Origin of the sequence: Leptospira haakeii, assembly GCF_002812045.1 — a bacterium.
In the GTDB taxonomy this organism is placed as follows: domain Bacteria; phylum Spirochaetota; class Leptospiria; order Leptospirales; family Leptospiraceae; genus Leptospira_B; species Leptospira_B haakeii.
On sequence record NZ_NPEG01000011.1, the window covers coordinates 65,686 to 83,049 of the forward strand.

The 17,364-nt window shown below is 40.6% G+C and carries 16 protein-coding genes; 10 read left to right on the top strand and 6 right to left on the bottom strand.

Features of this window, described 5'->3' with window-relative positions:
• Window positions 1–39: 39 nt before the first annotated feature.
• The 3 genes from CH377_RS15105 to CH377_RS15115 are packed head-to-tail and all read left to right on the top strand — an operon-like array spanning window position 40 to window position 3,091.
• Window positions 40–1,314: a KamA family radical SAM protein gene (locus tag CH377_RS15105; protein WP_100724592.1), complete on the top strand. Its 1,275-nt coding sequence runs from the start codon at window positions 40–42 to the stop codon at window positions 1,312–1,314.
• Entirely contained in the window at window positions 1,311–2,417 is a 1,107-nt protein-coding gene (locus CH377_RS15110) for a D-alanine--D-alanine ligase family protein (protein ID WP_100724593.1), read from the top strand. The genes CH377_RS15105 and CH377_RS15110 overlap by 4 nt, the downstream gene beginning before the upstream one ends.
• A complete protein-coding gene (locus CH377_RS15115) occupies window positions 2,414–3,091 on the top strand; it encodes an iron-containing redox enzyme family protein (protein ID WP_100724594.1) in 678 nt (225 codons plus the stop codon). The genes CH377_RS15110 and CH377_RS15115 overlap by 4 nt, the downstream gene beginning before the upstream one ends.
• On the opposite strand, the gene CH377_RS15120 is transcribed toward CH377_RS15115, so the two are convergent.
• The 4 genes from CH377_RS15120 to bfr form a co-directional block, all read right to left on the bottom strand.
• Entirely contained in the window at window positions 3,088–3,435 is a 348-nt protein-coding gene (locus tag CH377_RS15120) for a DCC1-like thiol-disulfide oxidoreductase family protein (protein ID WP_100724595.1), read from the bottom strand. The two genes, CH377_RS15115 and CH377_RS15120, sit on opposite strands and share 4 nt — an antisense overlap.
• Window positions 3,435–4,613, bottom strand: coding sequence for an acetylglutamate kinase (locus tag CH377_RS15125; RefSeq protein ID WP_100724596.1), 1,179 nt, complete (start codon window positions 4,611–4,613; stop codon window positions 3,435–3,437). Before CH377_RS15125 ends, CH377_RS15120 begins: the two co-directional genes overlap by 1 nt.
• Window positions 4,614–4,631: 18 nt before the next feature.
• Window positions 4,632–5,798 carry a THUMP domain-containing class I SAM-dependent RNA methyltransferase gene (locus CH377_RS19975; RefSeq protein ID WP_100724646.1) on the bottom strand — a complete coding sequence of 389 codons (1,167 nt, stop codon included), beginning with the start codon at window positions 5,796–5,798 and terminating at the stop codon, window positions 4,632–4,634.
• An 807-nt stretch (window positions 5,799–6,605) separates the two neighbouring features.
• A complete protein-coding gene (gene bfr, locus CH377_RS15135; RefSeq protein WP_100711546.1) occupies window positions 6,606–7,073 on the bottom strand; it encodes a bacterioferritin in 468 nt (155 codons plus the stop codon).
• A gap of 131 nt (window positions 7,074–7,204) precedes the next feature.
• On the opposite strand from bfr, the gene CH377_RS15140 reads away from it, so the two are divergent.
• The 4 genes from CH377_RS15140 (at window position 7,205) to CH377_RS15155 (ending at window position 11,326) form a co-directional block, all read left to right on the top strand.
• Window positions 7,205–8,329, top strand: a complete 1,125-nt coding sequence (locus CH377_RS15140) for a thiolase family protein (protein WP_100724597.1) — start codon at window positions 7,205–7,207, stop codon at window positions 8,327–8,329.
• Window positions 8,329–9,351 carry a glycosyltransferase family 9 protein gene (locus CH377_RS15145; protein WP_100724598.1) on the top strand — a complete coding sequence of 341 codons (1,023 nt, stop codon included), beginning with the start codon at window positions 8,329–8,331 and terminating at the stop codon, window positions 9,349–9,351. The genes CH377_RS15140 and CH377_RS15145 overlap by 1 nt, the downstream gene beginning before the upstream one ends.
• Window positions 9,352–9,353: 2 nt before the next feature.
• Complete coding sequence (locus CH377_RS15150) at window positions 9,354–10,643, top strand: aminopeptidase P N-terminal domain-containing protein (protein ID WP_100724599.1); 1,290 nt, start codon at window positions 9,354–9,356, stop codon at window positions 10,641–10,643.
• Between the two features lie 254 nt (window positions 10,644–10,897).
• A complete protein-coding gene (locus CH377_RS15155; protein ID WP_100724600.1) occupies window positions 10,898–11,326 on the top strand; it encodes a hypothetical protein in 429 nt (142 codons plus the stop codon).
• A 184-nt stretch (window positions 11,327–11,510) separates the two neighbouring features.
• Here CH377_RS15155 and CH377_RS15160 read toward each other — a convergent pair whose 3' ends face one another.
• Window positions 11,511–12,689, bottom strand: a complete 1,179-nt coding sequence (locus tag CH377_RS15160; protein ID WP_100724601.1) for a M20 metallopeptidase family protein — start codon at window positions 12,687–12,689, stop codon at window positions 11,511–11,513.
• Between the two features lie 126 nt (window positions 12,690–12,815).
• Between CH377_RS15160 and CH377_RS15165 the strand changes: the two genes are divergently transcribed.
• Window positions 12,816–14,033, top strand: a complete 1,218-nt coding sequence (locus CH377_RS15165) for a PQQ-dependent sugar dehydrogenase (RefSeq protein ID WP_100724602.1) — start codon at window positions 12,816–12,818, stop codon at window positions 14,031–14,033.
• A gap of 2 nt (window positions 14,034–14,035) precedes the next feature.
• On the opposite strand, the gene CH377_RS15170 is transcribed toward CH377_RS15165, so the two are convergent.
• Complete coding sequence (locus CH377_RS15170) at window positions 14,036–15,610, bottom strand: FAD-dependent thymidylate synthase (RefSeq protein ID WP_100724603.1); 1,575 nt, start codon at window positions 15,608–15,610, stop codon at window positions 14,036–14,038.
• A gap of 152 nt (window positions 15,611–15,762) precedes the next feature.
• Here CH377_RS15170 and CH377_RS15175 point away from each other — a divergent pair, with 152 nt between their 5' ends.
• Window positions 15,763–16,752 (top strand): aldo/keto reductase, encoded by a 990-nt coding sequence (locus CH377_RS15175; RefSeq protein ID WP_100724604.1) that lies wholly within the window; start codon window positions 15,763–15,765, stop codon window positions 16,750–16,752.
• A 3-nt stretch (window positions 16,753–16,755) separates the two neighbouring features.
• On the top strand, window positions 16,756–17,355 hold the full coding sequence (locus CH377_RS15180; protein WP_100724605.1) for a TetR/AcrR family transcriptional regulator: 600 nt from the start codon (window positions 16,756–16,758) through the stop codon (window positions 17,353–17,355).
• Window positions 17,356–17,364 lie beyond the last annotated feature (9 nt).

Sequence of the window (17,364 nt, forward strand, 5' to 3'; positions counted from 1 at the left end):
TTTCCCTGCCTGGGCATAAGGATGGGAAAAGAGTTCCGGATGGAGAGATTGGGGAAAAACCGGGGAATAGCGGATCTAGAGTCACCTGCTGATTCTAGGAAGAGTTTATATTCTTCTTTCGCCTGGACAGATTATAAAGCCCAACTCCAAAAGAGAATAAGGGCAGAAGACCTTTCCAAATATTTTCATTTAACCGAATCCGAAAAAATCGGGATCCAAGAAACCATCCGACTGAATGTAGGAACTACTCCTTATTATCTTTCTCTTTCCGATCCAAACGATCCGAATTGTCCCATCCGAAAAATGATCGTTCCAAGAAGAGAAGAGTCCTTCTTCTCTCCGGAAGAAACATTAGATCCATTACATGAAGAGGATCTTTCCCCTGTAAAAGGGCTCACTCATATGTATCCGGATCGAGTATTACTTTTTTCGAATCATGAATGTTCCGTCTATTGCAGACATTGTATGAGAGGAAGAAAGGTATCTGATTCTTCCGAAAGAATGGAAACTACTGATTTGGAATTATGTTTTGATTATATTCGAAATCATCCTGAAATTTCGGATGTGGTGATCTCAGGCGGGGATCCGCTTAATCTTTCCGATTCCAAAATAGATTGGATCTTGGAGAATTTAGAAAAAATACCTCATATAAAAATTTGCAGGCTGGGAACTCGAAACCCGGTCACACTTCCTATGAGGATTACTTCTGATCTATGCAAAATCATAGAATCCCATAATACGGATCGTTTATCCATTTTTTGTAATACTCAATTCAATCATGAAAAAGAATGCACACCTGAAGCAAAAGAAGCAATCCTAAAACTTCTGAAAGCCGGAGTGAACGTCGGAAACCAATGTGTGATCCTGAAAGGTATCAACGATGATGGAGAAATAATGCTTAGGCTCCATCGAAAACTTTTGGAACTTAGGATTCGTGCTTATTATATGTATGATCCCGAACTGATCCCGGGTTCTCGCGGCTTCCGAACACCTCTCGCAAAAGGGATTCAAATAATCGAATATATGCGTGGAAAAGTTGCCGGTATGGGAATTCCTCAGTTTGTGAATGATCTTCCAGGTGGTGGGGGAAAAGTAAGCCTTGGTCCGAACTGGTATTTAGGATTTCATAAACCTTCTAGAAATCATGTGTTCCGATCTGCGGTGAGAGGAACTTATCATCTGAGTCCTGAGCCAATCGACAGTGAATATGAGGAATTTTATCCGGAGATCAGCGAGGAAACTTGGTCGCAAATACTACAGAATTCCTATTCCGCATTTAAAGGCCTTGGTCCTTTAGGAGAATCTGGAAAATGAATTCAGATTCTCCATCTGTTTTGATCGTTGCAGATATCCAAAATCCAGGCTTGGATCCAAAGGATACACAGGAATGGGAAGACCAGAATTCCGTCCAAGAAATCAAACGTTACTTGGAAGAACTGGGAGAGAGAGTGGAGATTATTGAATTTCCGTCGAAGCTACTACAAAAACTCTCTAATTATTCTGACTTAGAGCCGCAAAATCGACCTGTTCTATTCCATTTAGTCGAAGGTTTTCGTTCCAGAAATAGAGAAGCACTGCTTCCCGGGGTTGCGGAATATTCAGGATTTCCTCATACGGGTTCTGATGCTTATGCGCAAACATTGAGTTTGGATAAACATCTTTCTAAATTGTTTTGTATGTCTGCAGGTGTTCCTACCAGTCCTTGGACGATATGGGAGAAAAATTCTGTCGAAGATACTACAAATTCGCCGCAGAACGCAGATTCCTCGATATTCAAAGGCACGCGACTTCCTTTGGAATTTGAATTTCCTGTTTTTTTCAAACCAAGATTCGAAGGTTCAAGCTTAGGGGTGGGGGAAGAAAACCTGATTGGCGATTCAGTGGCTTTAGATCAATTTCTCCAATCCAAGTTTAAGGAATACTCTTCCTGGATCTGCGAATCCTATTTACCGGGAGAAGAATGGACATTGGCTATTATAGGTTCGCCGACCTATGGATATAAGGCAAGCAAGGTCGCAAGGATCGGATTAGAAAATTCTACCGAAAAAATTTACGGAGAAATTACTAAGACCAAATTGAGTATGCCTGAAAAATTATATTTTGATTTGGATAAAGAGAGATCGGATTTTGTCCAAAAGAGTTCATTAGAATTATGTAAATTGCTTAAAACTTCCGGAGCAGTCCGTTTGGATTGGAAAGCGGATGCCGGGGGAAAGCCAATGTTCATAGAATGGAATTTAACCCCAGGCTTATCTTCCTTTTATAGCGCTTTTCCGATCTGTTATTCGGAAAGTTTCGGGACTTATTCGGATCTGATGAAAGAATTATTGGAAATTGCAAGAGAGGAATTTTTAACGGAAAGATTCCTCTATTCTAAACTGAAAAAAGAAAAACAAACGAGCGGGATCGAAGGATGAAAACGTTTCGAGAAGAATTAATAGACCAAGTCAAATATCATCCTGTATTGACTGCAAATTTATGGTTGGAAGAAAAAGAAGAGAGAATGGAACATTCCGATCTTCTCCTTTGGTTGAAGCAGGAATATTTTGTGTCTGTGGAATTTGTGAACTGGTTCTTAAATACTGCGGCTCTTACTAATTTTGTGCCATCTAAAATAGTTCTAGTGCAAAATATTTGGGAAGAATTGGGAGAAGGTAAAGAAGAAGATTCACATGTTTCTATCCTTCGAAAATTTCTTTCTGAAATGGGGGAGGTTGTGACCGGGGAAGATATACTTCCTGAAACTGTAGCTTATTTGGATTTAATGAAAAGAATTACTACCACTGATTTTTATTCAGCTCTTGGCGCACTCGGGCCTGCGAACGAGTATCTTCTAAAATTAGAATATTCCAGAATGTATAAGTCTTATTCCGATCTAAAATCCAGGATTCCCCTTCCGGAAGGTAAATTTTTCCAGGTGAATCTGGAGGCAGACGAATCTCATTCCGAAAAAATGTTTAGATTGATAGAAACTGTTGCGACTGATCCTGAAAAAATGCAAAAGGTAAGAGAAGGTTCAAAACTTGCATTGGATGCACGTTTAGTATTTTATGAAGGTCTAAAAAAGGTAATATCTCCGATTCCTCTTTAAACCTTAGATCGAATCGATTTTAATAAGCTCATAGAGAGCATTCCGAGTAATGGAACCAAGGGAAGATATAAAAGGGGAGAAACCCATCGCCATCCTTTTAAAGAATGAGAAAGTTTCCGGACTGCAAAAAAACCGGGATATCTCATATTCCCGGAGACGAACTGCACATTACCCGCAACTAATTTAGGTTCTAAACTTGGATGTACTTCTTTTAGATCCCCGGGAGATAGATCTCTAAAACTTACAAATTTAACATTTTTATCCAAGGATAGTTTTAAAAGTTTAGAAGCGAGGCTTGAACAAAATCCACATTCCCCATCATACAAGAATACATTCTGTTCCATTAGGAATCGATCCGTTGTTTAGATTCCAGATCTTCCGGAAGGTTTCTTAAAAAATCACAGACGGCAGGAATTTCTTTCTCTTGTAATCCGATCCAAAAATAGATCCAGATACCCTCTTTTTGAAGGCCGCTACATTCTTTCGCATACCATTTGGAGATCGTATTTTCCGCTCTGGCTCTCCAGAAAAGTACAGGTGCTTTTTTTAACATCTCGTCCCAGATATCTCTTCCTACACCTTCACCTCTTGCGATCTCGTTTACTGCGAATTTAGATAGGAAGGTGCCCCAAGGAGTATTTTGCAGAAGAGCACATCCTTTGTATTCTGATTCCAGAACGATCCCTGAAAATTCTTTATTCCAAAAACCTTGTTTTAGTCCTCTTCCGAAAGAATCTTCTATCAAACCGTTCAATCTTTTGGGATCTATCTTTTGGAAATCTGAATAGAATTCTATTTTATTCTTTTTTCTTAATAGAGTCCCGCTACCTTTGATGGTGAATAACTCTTTTAATAAGCCGGGAGCAGAAGTGATCGCGATCTGAAGATTTGGATCTCCCGTATATTCAAATATCATCTTACATTCTTTGAATAACGACTCGTCTTCTTTCTGGAGAGTTTCAGCCGATTCGAAATCTAGGATGGAGATCTTTTTATCTTCAGAATTATAAAGTCCACTTCTGGTCGTAAGAAGGATTAACTTTTTAGTTCTTAGTTCCTTACATAAGTTAGAAAGATAAGGATAAATTTCAGATCCACCTTGGTCCGTTACGAAGACTGGGATCTTTTTCTCTTTTAAAGAAGAAAGAACCGACTCCAATGCTTGGCTCGGGTTTCTGAACCATTTAGCTGGAAGGTTTCTGGAACCGGGAAGTTCTTGTCCTTCTTCCAATGAGTCCTTGATGGATTCTAGACTGATCTTAGAAGCAGGGGAGCGATAGAATAGATTTGCGTAAGATACTCCGTCCTTCTCGAGAACGACTACCGGGAAAAGTTGTAATTTTTGTAATAACTTTAAATTGTATAAGAATGCTTCCGCGGATTCAGTTAAAGTCTCAGAGCTTGCATGGATGACCGCGAATTTTTCGGGCTCCAAGGACCGGAATAGTTTCAGGAACTGAAAACTGTCCTTGGAGTTTTCTGTGACTTCTAAAAGTTTGAGTAGGATCTCCTGGTGATTCATCTCTCCCTGGAATCTGGTTTAGTCGATTTGGTAGGCAACTAATTTTCCTTTTAACTTAGCAATGGTGACAGATTGTTCTTTGTCAGACTTCAGTTTTAAGAAGCCTAAAAGAGAAGGATCTCCTGCTACTAAAGCTATATAGGATCCGGAGAAATTCTTTTTCAAAGCCTCACCCCAGCTGGAATACAGTTCGGAAACGGATTCCTTATCTCCCAATCGAACTCCATAAGGAGGATTGGTCACAATTTTCCCTTCTTTGAATTCAAGGCTGGAATCTAATTCTTCTGCGGAGGCAACCTTCCAGCGGATCAGGTCTGCGACTCCGGCCTCTTTTGCATTCTTCTTTGCAAGTTCGATTGCATCTTCTGAAATATCCGAACCGAAAAGTAGGATCTCCTTGGAGTCCCATTCTTCTTTTGCTTTGCAAGGTCCGAAAAGCCTAGTGAAGATAGAAGATCTGGATAAACTTTTATAATTTACCCAACCACCATTTCTCATTCTAAGCGCTGCCTCTATCAATAGAGTTCCGGAACCGCAGAATGGATCGTACAATGCTTCTCCAGGCTTCCAACCTGAAAAACGGAGTAATGCTTGGGCCAGAGTTTCTCTGAGTGGAGCTTCTCCACCCTCTCTTCCATGCCCTCTCCTTTGTAAAGGTTGAGCATGTAATGCCACAAACAATTTTACCTGGTTCATTCTGGAACGAAGATAGAATAATACCTCGGGCTCTTCCCGATCTGCTTCGGGTAGTTCAAGGCCCTGTGCCCTGAATCTATCGAATATCGCGTCTTTTAGGCGATAAGTCGCATAACGTGAATCTTGCAGATTATCTTTTGTTGCAGCATCTATTCTAAACTTTGTTTTAGGAGAAAGTAATTTCTCAAAAGGGAACATTGCCGCAACTTCGTATAAATCGTCCGGTCCTTGTATGTCTGACCAAGAAGACAATTCGAAGCTGATCCCGGAAGAAATTCCTGAACTCAAGCAGAAGTCCCTGACTTTTTTAGAAGGTCCTTTGAAAAAAACTCCTCCTCTATTGTCGGAGAGAATTTCTAAACCTGCTTCTTTCACTTCTTCTTTTAACAAGAATGCAAGGCCATCTCCGCATGACGCGTGATAGGTGAGCGCTTCAGGTCTATCGAATTCAGAAAGAGAAAGTTTTGCCGACTGCCAGCCTGCACGGATACCTTCTCTGTAATTATCTTCTTCATAAGGACGAGTTGGACGTTCGGAACGAAACCCTTCTTTTCCGCGCGGTGAAAAAGGTCGTCTTTCTCCACGGTCTGAGTCACGGGAGAATGGTTTTCTATCTCCACGATCTGAGTCGCGAGAGTATGGCTTTCTTTCACCTCGTTCAGAGTCACGAGAGAAAGGTTTTCTCTCTTCTCGGTCAGAATTACGGGAGAATGGTTTACGGTCGCCACGGTCAGAACTTTCACCGTAGGAACTTCTACCTTCTCTTCTTGTATTTCCAGAAAATGGTTTTCTTTCTCCGCGGTCGGAGTCACGAGAGTACGGCTTTCTATCTCCGCGGTCAGAATCACGAGAAGAGGATTTTCTTTCTCCACGATCTGAATTTCGGGAAAACGGTTTACGTTCTCCGCGATCGGAATCTTTTTCTCGATATGGTTTTCTGTCGTCGTCAGAAAATTTACGATTTCCTGAGCGCCCAGGAGGCTTTCTATCATCGCCGGAACGAAACGGTTTGGAATCGCCTCTTTCTTTTTTGAAGTCAGGCTTTTTAAAGGATCTATCTTTCGGTTTGTCGGAAGAATATCCTGATTTAGAATTTCCGTCTTTGGAGCGATAGGGTCTTTCTGAATCGTCTCTTTCTTTAGAGCGATAAGGTTTACGATCGGAATCTCTATCGGAGCTAGAGTTTTTGGAGCGAGTCGGTTTGGAAAAAGAAGAACCTGATTTATTAGCAGGCCCCTTCTTGCCATAACCGGAAGAAGGGGATTTTTTAGGGGATGGTTTTTTGGAATTCAATGCTTAGGCGATTTGTTGGGCCAAATAATTTTGGACCCCAATGGTTTTGATGATCTCTAGCTGGGCCTCGAGCCAGTCGATATGCTCCTCCTCGGAGACGAGGATCTTCTCGAGCAATTCACGTGTGCCGTTATCTTTATTCTTGGTGGTAATTTCTATCCCACGATTCAAACGTTCTACGGCATTATACTCTACGTCTAAATCATTCTTTAGGATACTTTCGATATCCTTGCCTACATTGATCTTCATGTATCTTTGCAGATCAGGAATTCCATCCAGGAAGAGTATACGCTCGATCACTTGGTCTGCGTGATTCATCTCTTCGATGGATTCTTTCTTCATGTAAGAAGCAAGCTTGTCGTAACCCCAGTTCTTGTTCAACTTAGCGTGGATAAAATACTGGTTGATCGCTGTGAGTTCGGCGGAGAGCACTTCCGCTAAGATTTCGAGGACTTCTTGGTTTCCTTTCACGTCGTTTCTCCTACCTGAGATCACTATAAACGAGAGTGCCTATTTTGAAAAGCGAGATTCGAAAAAAGGCAGAGTAGATCTCTAAGTTTTTGACTTTGCTCGAAATCAGGAGCAGTAAAATTTGTAGGAATATGACCTCGGCCTATGTGCTCGACTCTCATTTAAGTAAATTTGGCAAGACTGAGTCCGACTATCAATCGCTATCTTATGATACTGCGAATCATTTACTTAAGAAGAATCCGGGTTTTATTCCTGAATTTCTAATATTTGCATGTATGGCCCCGGAACGTTATACAGGGGAAATTTTTTTACCGGCAAAGATCAAAGAAGATCTTGGACTTTCTTCCTTATTCGCGATCCGTTCCGAGACTGCATCTTCCAGTGGGGCTTCTGCTCTACATCTGGCCCGCTATCTTCTTCTATCAGGAAAATTTAAAAGAGGGATTGTGATCGGAACTGAGGTCATGAGTAGACTTCCTAGAGAAGAGAATAACCTTCTTTTAGGGTCCGTACTTTCTTCCCAGCAAAGAAACTTGGCGATGTCAATGACTCAGGGTGGGGCGCTAACTGCTACCAGGTATTTAAAGGATTTTGGATATACTAGAAAAGAACTTTTTAGATTATCTAAGAAACTTCATGATAACGGTCTTGAAAATAAGATCGCACATATTCAAAAAAACTTAAGCGAAGAGGAATACTTCTCCTCTCCTATGTTCTCCAGCCCATTATGTTTATATGATATTTCTCCTTTGTCGGACGGTTCTTGTGCGTTACTCTTGGAAACGGATCCTGCAAGATTGAAGAAGGATCGCAGAAAAATTGAAATCACCGGAACGGGACATGGATTGGGTCAGGTAAATGGAATTCCAGGGGCCTTGAGTTTTCCTGCATCCAAATCAGCATTCGAGCAGGCTTATACAGAAGCTGGTAAAAAACCTTCCGATATTAAAGTCGCAGAACTTCATGATGCGTTTACTATCTTCGAGATCATTGCAGCTGAAGATGCAGGTTTATTTCCTCAAGGTAAGGCGCTTGCATATGTGGCAGAAGGGATCACCGACAAAAGAGGAAGGCTTCCGATCAATCCATCTGGAGGGTTGAAAACAAGAGGTCATCCAGTGGGAGTTTCCGGCCTGGCACAGATTGCTGAACTTTATGAATTTATGAACCAGAATGATTCGGATACTGCACTTAGTTTATCCATCGGAGGATTGGGTGTAAATAATTTTGCAACCATCCTGGAGACAAAAAGCTAATGTCTGAAAATATTTTAGTTATCCAAACTGCATTCCTGGGAGACTTGATCTTAACAACTCCGCTTTTTAGGGAGATCAAGAGAAGGTTTCCTGGTTCAAAAATGACAGTGATCGTGAACAAAGGAACTGAATCAGTTTTGGAAGCGAACCCTTGGATTGATCAGATCATTCCTTTGGATAAGAAGCAGATAAAATCTTCTTTTTTCGGTTTTTGGAATTTTTGCAAAGAATTAAGAAAACATAATTTTACAATTTGTATTTCTCCACATTTTTCGTTTCGTTCTTCTATTATTTCTTTTTTAAGCGGGGCTAAAAGAAGGATCGGATATAAAACAGCAGGATTTTCATTTTTGCTAAATGAAAGAAAGTCTAGATTATTGAGAGGACCTCACGAGGTGGATAAACTTCTTTCTCTTATCTATTCTGAGGAAGAAAGAAAAAATATTTCAAGGCAACCTGAATTGTTTTGGAAGCCGGAATCAGTTACCGGAATCCAATCCGAAATGAAAAAGAATGGTTTAGAAAAAGGAAATTATATCATAGTATCTCCTTCTTCTGTTTGGGAAACAAAACGATTACCGGCGGATAAATTTAAAACAGTCAGTAAACTTCTGCATGAAAGGACCGGACTGAAAATTGTTCTAACAGGCGGCAAAGGAGATTCTAAACTTTGCGAAGAAGTGGGGCAAGATTTCGGGATCAATCTTGCAGGCAAAACTAGTCTTCCCGAGATGAGTTATCTGATGAATGGGGCGGCACTTCTTGTGACCAATGACTCTTCTCCTATTCATTTTGCTTCTGCATTTAATGTTCCAACTTTGGCTGCTTTTGGTGCTACAATTCCCGCATTCGGTTATACACCTTTGGCAAACAAAGTGTATATATCCGAGGTGAATGGCCTAGGCTGTCGTCCTTGTGGTATTCACGGGGGAAGGGTCTGTCCTAAAAAACATTTTCGTTGTATGTTGGAACAAGATACAGGCAGAATGTTGGAAGAAGGAATTCGTCTAATAAAAGGATAATTATGGACCAAAACATTTTTAGAAAACGGATCAGAGAAGTTCAGAATCTTTTAAAAGAATCGGAAGTCCTACTCATCTTTGCTGCTCCTCAAAAGATCCGTAATAGAGATGTGGAGTATAAGTTTAGACAAGACTCGGATTATTATTATCTCTCTGGCATTGAGGAAGAAGACGGTATTTTGGTTTTACGTAGGGACTTCTCCGCTCATTTTGCACTTCCTAAAGATAAAGAAAAAGAAATTTGGACAGGCATTCGACTAGGCAAAGAAGAGATCAAGAGAAGATTGGAGTTGGATCAAAGTTTCGATCTTGGAGAATGGGATTCCAAAATTTCGGATATTCTCACTAATCAGTTTACATTATATCATTTTTTTGGAAAGGACTCTAAAAAAGATTCGGAGTTACTCGAACTAATCAGCTCATTAAATAGAAGATTAAGAGAAGGGAAATTCGGTCCTCAAAGATGGGAGATCCCTAATTTTCTCCATGAAATGAGAATGTTAAAATCTCCTGAAGAGATCGAAAAATTAAAAGAATCTTCCAGGATCACTGCTCTTGGTCACGAAAGATTATTCAGAGAGACGAAAGTTGGAATGTACGAATTCGAATTAGAGTCTATTTTGGAATCTGAATATTTAAAACATGGTGCCTGGGGTGGGGGCTACGGTCATATAGTTGCGGCTGGAAAAAATGCTACCATTCTACATTATACTACCAATCGTGCAAAGATAAGTGATAACGAACTTATATTAGTAGATAGCGGCGCGGAGAAGGATTATTATACCGCAGACGTTACCCGCGTTTTTCCTTCTGGGAAAAAATTCACTTCAGAACAAAGAACCATCTATCAGTTGGTTTTGGACGTGCAGAAACAGGCGATCTCGGACACAAAACAAGGCGTCGAATTCAATGCAGTACATGAGAAGACTGTGAAAAATCTGACTTCCGGGCTAATCGATCTTGGACTACTAAAAGGTGGGCTTTCCGAGATCATAGAGAAGGGAGAATACCGCAGATTTTATATGCATAGGACCGGTCATTATTTGGGAATGGATGTGCATGATGTAGGGCGCTATTTCGAGAATGGAAAAAGTAAACCTATGCAGAACGGACTTGTGGTAACCGTGGAGCCTGGATTATATTTTGATCCTACAGATGAAACAATTCCTGCAGGATTCAGAGGGATCGGAGTTAGGATAGAAGATGATATTCTGGTGAATGGGGACAATCCTATCGTTCTAACTTCTATGATCGCAAAAGAAGTAAATGAAATTGAGGCCATGAGAAGCTAATGTATTTTTTCAATTCAATTTGTATAATATAGCCCGGAATAATGATTCCGGACTATTCTTAATCTGTGATAGCCCTGTCGGCTTTTGGTTTTACTGAGGTTTTGATTTCTTGTTTACGTCTCCAAACTTTTCACCTTAGTGTCGAAACTCGATCTAAGGTGAACTAAATTCAAAAATTTTAATATTCTTCCTGTTTTTCAATTGAAGATATCTGCTTCATATTATGGATTCGATCTCGACATTCGGGAGCGAATATGGAAGAAGTTTTTAGAAAACAAATTTTAGAGAACAAGGGGACGATCCAAATAGACTGGAGAATTCCTTTAGAAATGGAATCAATCTGGAGAGATGCTGTCTTACGCATAGGAGAGCCGAAGGAGATCTTAGAATTCGTAATTTCATCTTTTAAGGAAAAGAATCAAAAAGGGAGAATCCTAAGATTCGATTTTGAAAAAGTAAAAAGTAGCGATTCCAGAAAAAGGATCAGGGTGTATGGTTCTGATTATTGGGAAGCAATGGGTTATGCTCATGAAAGAAATGTATCTACAAGTAGTTTTTTAAGTTCACTTTTGAGAATGGAGTGGATCTTGAGTTCCGGATTTCGGTCGATTCGAAAAGAAAAGCCGGAACTGAAAAAGGAAACTTCAAAAACTGAAGAAAAGTATCTTCCCTGGGGGGCTTGAGCTACTACTAAGAGTGAACACACATGTTGGAATTCCAACATGTGTTGTGAGTGAAAATGAGGTTGAAGTTTAGAGGTTTTTAGTGTATAGGGGAATGGCTTCTCCCACAAGCCCACCTCCTCCACCCGAACCAGGGCGGGGGCGATCTCCACTCCCACGTAGGAGTTCCTACACGGTTAGATCTTCAGTTATTTTCCAAATAAAGTCTGATTGCTTCCTTCATCACTGACAAACCGATCGGAAGAGAAGTTTCGTCTATATCAAACTTGGAACTATGATGTGGATGGATAAGACCTTTCTCTTCATTCATGGAACCTACAAAAAAATAACATCCAGGGACCTTCATTAAAAAGGCAGAGAAATCCTCTCCGCCCATAGTCTTGGCATGTTCTTCTGTAACTGAGTTTGGACCTAAAATATTTTCCGAAGCCTTTCGGACGATATTTGCCATCTCAGGGTGATTGATTGTTGGGGCATTTGTTCTTTCGTAATGAATAGTTGCCTTAGCGCCAAAAGCAAAAGCAGTATTCTCCACAACTCTTTTGAATAACTCAGGCGCTTTATCAAACATTTCTTTTGTGAATGTTCGGATCGTACCTTTCAACTCCGCAGTTTCTGAAATTACGTTAAATGCATGTCCTGCATGAAATGCACCCACTGTAACTACACAAGAATCCAATGGATCAGTATTTCGTGACACGATACTCTGTAGAGCAGTGACTATATGAGAACCTACTAATATCGGGTCCACTGTATGTTGAGGCATCGCTCCGTGACCGCTGATCCCTTGGACAATAATTTGGAATTCATCCACTGCCGCCATCATCGGGCCGTCTACAACTCCCACTTTGCCTACTGGAATATGATTCCAAACATGAAGAGCTAATGCAGCAGAAACATCGTATTTTTCTAATATTCCTTCTTCTATCATTCGGTCTGCGCCTTGACCACCTTCTTCCGCTGGTTGGAATACCAACAAAACTTTTCCTTTTGGGATTATGGCGCCTGGATTTTCTTTTAGTTCGGAAGCAAGTCCCATTAAAACGGAAGTATGAGCGTCATGACCGCATGCATGCATAACCCCATTATGAACGGAAGTGTAATCTGTTTTGTTTTCTTCAAAAATAGGAAGAGCATCCATATCCGCTCTTACCAAAAGAGTTTTGCCCGGTTTCCCTGAATCTATCAGACAAGCAATTCCAGTTTTTGCGATCCCAGCTTGGAAAGTATAACCTAAGGATTCCAAATGTTTAGAAACGAAATCCGCTGTCCCGACTTCTTCATATCTGAGTTCGGGATGTTTGTGAATGAATCTGCGGTATTGGACCAGTTCTTTGGTCCTTGTAGGGGATACTGTTTTCATGATCTGTTCTAGGATGATTTACCTTGAAATCGGTTTTTAGTCCCTTCTTTTTTTATTTTTTCGAAAAGAGAGAAACCTGGTCTTTCGGCTTGTTTTCTATGTTAGAAGGATAATAAATTTAATAAGATGGAACTGATATCTAAATTCCAGAGGATCTGCATTTATACGATCTTCCTGTTTTTTGTATCTTTGGCGCAATGTTCTAAGCCTGGTCATTCTAATATTCCATTTCTTCCTTTTTTAACCGGATGTAGCGAAGATAGGGACCCTCCTTGTTTGAAACTTACTGAAATTGCTTCCGGGTTCCATGCTCCATTGTTTCTTGTTTCTCCATCTGGAGATACGAGTCGGATCTTTGTTTTGGAACAAGGAGGAAAGATCCGTTTAATCAAAAATGGCACTCTTCTTACCTCTCCTTTTTTAGATCTTGGATCAGAAGGTCTGGATCTAATTTCATTTTCAGGAGAAAGAGGGGCACTCGGACTAACATTTCATCCTAATTATAATTCTAACGGAAGGTTTTGGGTAAACTATACTCGCAAATCGGATGGAGCTACCGTGGTCGCTGAATATGCCAGATCTTCTTCCGATCCTGATCTTGCAAACTCAGGTTCCGGTTCCGTTTTGTTTACAGTAAACCAACCATTCAGTAATCATAATGGAGGAATGATGGCCTTCGATACAGGAGGTTATCTTTTGGTTGGAATGGGAGATGGAGGAGGATCAGGTGATCCGAATAATGAGGCCCAAAATTTGGAGTCTTCTCTTGGTAAAATTTTAAGGATAGATATAGATAATTATCCAACGCCTGCTCCTGGAAATAGGTCTGCAACTGGATTAGAAAATCCTCATATTTGGGACTGGGGCCTTAGAAATCCTTGGAGATTCAGTTTGGATCGAGGAACCGGAGATTTATATATTGCAGATGTAGGCCAAAACGATTACGAAGAATTGAATATAGAAGCAGCCAACACCGGGATTAAAAATTACGGATGGAGGCTCACGGAAGGAAATCATTGTTATAACCCTTCTGTCGGATGTAATACTTCGGGGATCAGTTTTCCGAAATTAGAATATAGCCATTTTGTCGGAAGTTCTATTACAGGTGGTTATGTGTATAGAGGATCGAACTTCCCTGAATTAAGCGGAAGATACTTTTACGGAGATTTTGTCAGAGGTAAGATCTGGTCCATTCTTTGGGACGGGACTAAAGTAAATGGACTAATCGAGCATACTTCCGAAATGGGATTTTCCTCCAATGTTGCATCCTTCGGTGAAGATGCAAATGGAGAACTCTATGTAGTAGACTATAACGGAAAAATTTTTAGGATAGAGACTAGATAGAACTAGAGAGTTCTATCATACTCATCCAATTCTCTTTTCCAAACTTGGGTTCCGCAATAATGATCCCCTTCTGGGCAATACGGTTTGATATCACCTTGCAAACGGATCCAGCAAGGGGCCTTGATCCATTTTGCGATCTCAGGTTGGACTTTTGTCAGATCTATAAGTTCGTTGATAGAGGCTTGAAAAATTTCTTCCTGGGCATTATAACAGGTTCTCGCTCTCCATTTATGATGAAGATTCAATAAATCCCCACTTTCATAAAAACGGACAGGAAAAGCATTCGGAAGAAGATAAGAGGCATGTTCAGGAGATCCTCCCGCTTCGATAAAACGGTTCAAGTTCTTGAAAATACCGTCCATTCTTCTTCTATAAGTTTCTTCTAATTGAGGATATTTTAATACTACTTTTGGAACGATATAATCCGGCATTCCGGTATATTGGCTCATTAACACTGGACGAGAGCCTGGAACCATTCTATGTCTTTGGTCTTGGCTATCCGCAGAGTGAGAGATCCTCTTTTTGAAAGAATAATGTACATTGAACATTGCTCTAGAAAGAGGGCTCATAGTAGTTTCATTCAAGGTAGAAGTCAGATGTTTATTTTTAGAAGGATCCATCACGAGTCGGATCGCTTCTTCATCATTTAGAGAATTTTTAGATAAACCTAAAACTGCACGAACGGAAGAAGCCAAAACTTCAGGTCCGTTAGAAGAATAGGAAACCAATCTGGAATAACGATTGTCCATATCTTCATCGAATTCTCTTACAAAATTTTTAGCCGCTTCCGGTCTATATTCAGAATGGCCATCTTGGTAGAAGTCAGTGAAAAATTTATACTCTGCAGTTTCTTCCAGAGGGATCGGATCATCCATTTCTTCCACATACAGCGGATCGATCTCTTTTACTTTTTCGATCATCTCTTCTACAACTAAACGTTGTTCTTCCGGAACATCGAAAGAATTCATTAGGCGATGGTATCTATGAAGAGTAAGTCCGTTTACAGAATGATATAAATAAGTATAAGTTCCTAAAGGAAGAAGGTAACGTGCTACTTCTAGGCACTTCTTTTTAATCGGTTGCTGCCATTTTTCAGGATAATTCGCACGAGCCTTATAAACTAGGAAATATTCATCCTGGATGAACGGATGTAATAATTCCACATATTCAAAATACGCGTTAGACGCGTATTCTACCGCTTCCAGATAAAGTTCCTTCTGCTTTCCCGAAAGAGTAGGTGGGATATAATAATTTTCCTTTTTAACTTCTACATATCTTTGGCTCACCTGTTCTGAGTTATAGTACGGATGAGAATGTAAAAAGGACCAAACGAACTGACGGGACACCTTATCCAATGTGAATATAAAATGAGGATGTTGTCTTGTGGTGAGGTGGCCCGCTTTTTTAGTAGATTTGGCCACCTTGTCCCTGATCTCTAGGGATTTTTCAGTGCGGATCATGTCTTCAGGAAGGAGGATCCCTTTAGAAGAATAGCAAGTCCTAGCAGATGCGATCGCCAGATTGAAAGGTTCTCTAGTTGCATCTAAAAGTTGAACGATTGGTTTTTGGTGGTCCATGGATTTGCTACTCCGGAACGCTAGAATGGTATTATGTCGGAAAGCGAAAAGCAAGAAATGTGGGAATTCCCACAAAAATCGGACCAAGAAAAGGCTTGCCATTTAGTTACAAATTATAAAAAATGTAAATTGTAACTAAATGGAGGTTTCGAATGAAACTGAGAAAATTAGGCAAAAACGGTCCTGAAATTTCCCAAGTAGGCTTGGGTTGTATGGGGATGTCGGACTTTTACGGAACAAAAGAGACCAGAAACAGACAGGAATCCATCGCGACCATTCACGAGGCCTTAGATTCAGGGATCAATTTTTTGAATACTGGAGACTTCTACGGGATCGGTCATAACGAACTTTTGATCTCAGAAGCACTGAAGGGTAGAAAAAACAAACCGTTGATCAGTGTGAAATTCGGAGGGCTTCGTAAGCCAACAGGAGAATTCATCGGATATGATTTCAGACCGAACTCTGTGAAAAATTTTGCAGCACATTCTCTTACCAGACTTGGAGTAGATGTGATCGATATTTATCAGGCTTCCAGAGTTGATCCGGAAGTTCCGATCGAGGATACTGTTGGTGCGATCGCAGATCTGATCAAGGAAGGATACGTACGTTATCTCGGGCTTTCGGAGGCTTCTCCCGAAAATTTGAGAAGAGCTCATAAGGTTCATCCAGTTACCGCTTTGGAAATTGAATATTCTTTGGCAACTCGAGTAATTGAGAAGGAACTCCTTGAAACTGCGAGAGAACTTGGAATCGCGATTGTTCCATACGGAATCGTGGGAAGAGGGCTTCTTACCGGAAAGATAGAAAGTTCTTTAGGCGTTGCCGATTTTAGATCTATTTCTCCTCGTTTCCAGGGAAAAAACCTTGAAGCGAATTTGGAGCGTGTGAGTCTGCTTCAAGAGCTTGCAAAGAAGAAGGGTTGTACTACTGCCCAACTTGCTATCGCTTGGGTGCTTCATAAAGGAGAAGATATTTTTCCTCTGATCGGTTCCACAAGAAGAGAAAGTCTTAGGGAAAATTTAGAAGCTCTTTCGGTCCATTTAACTCCGGAAGAACTTAAGACCTTGGATGATTCTTTTCCGGAAGGGGCCTTCCAAGGAGATAGATATCCTTCTCATTCGATGCAGCTCGTCGTCAAATGAGAGATGCCTAAAACAGGTTTAAAGCCAGAAGAACTACAAGAAAAAGTGCTCGATGCCGCTGAGATTGAGATCAGAAGAAACGGTGTCGAGCGTTTGAAACTTACTGACGTGGCTAGAAATTTAAACCTAAGCCACGCCGCATTATACAAACATTTCGCTGATAAAGAAGCGTTACTAGATTCTATTTCCAAAAGATGGTTGGACCGGATCGATCTTGCTCTCGCAGAAGTTTCCTCGAAAACAAGTCCATTAGAAGAAAGGATCCTGGAATGGCTTATGACACTTCATATGATGAAAAGGGAGAAGGTCCAGTCAGATCCGAGAATTTATACTGCATTCAATAATTCCGCAGAGAAAACAAGGCCCTTCGTTCAAAAACATATCCAAACAATGTATGTGCAATTGGAATCAATGGTCCAAGAAGGAATGCAAAAAGGATTATTTTTTTGTAATACTCCTAAAGAGGGGGCCCGCATTATTTTTGAAGGGACTGCCGCTTTCCATCATCCTAGGATGGTATTCGATAATATAGAAGAAGATCGGGTCGAATTTCTGCGATCCGTCGTGTCTACACTTCTATCCGGGCTAAAGAATAAGAAGTAAAACTGCGAG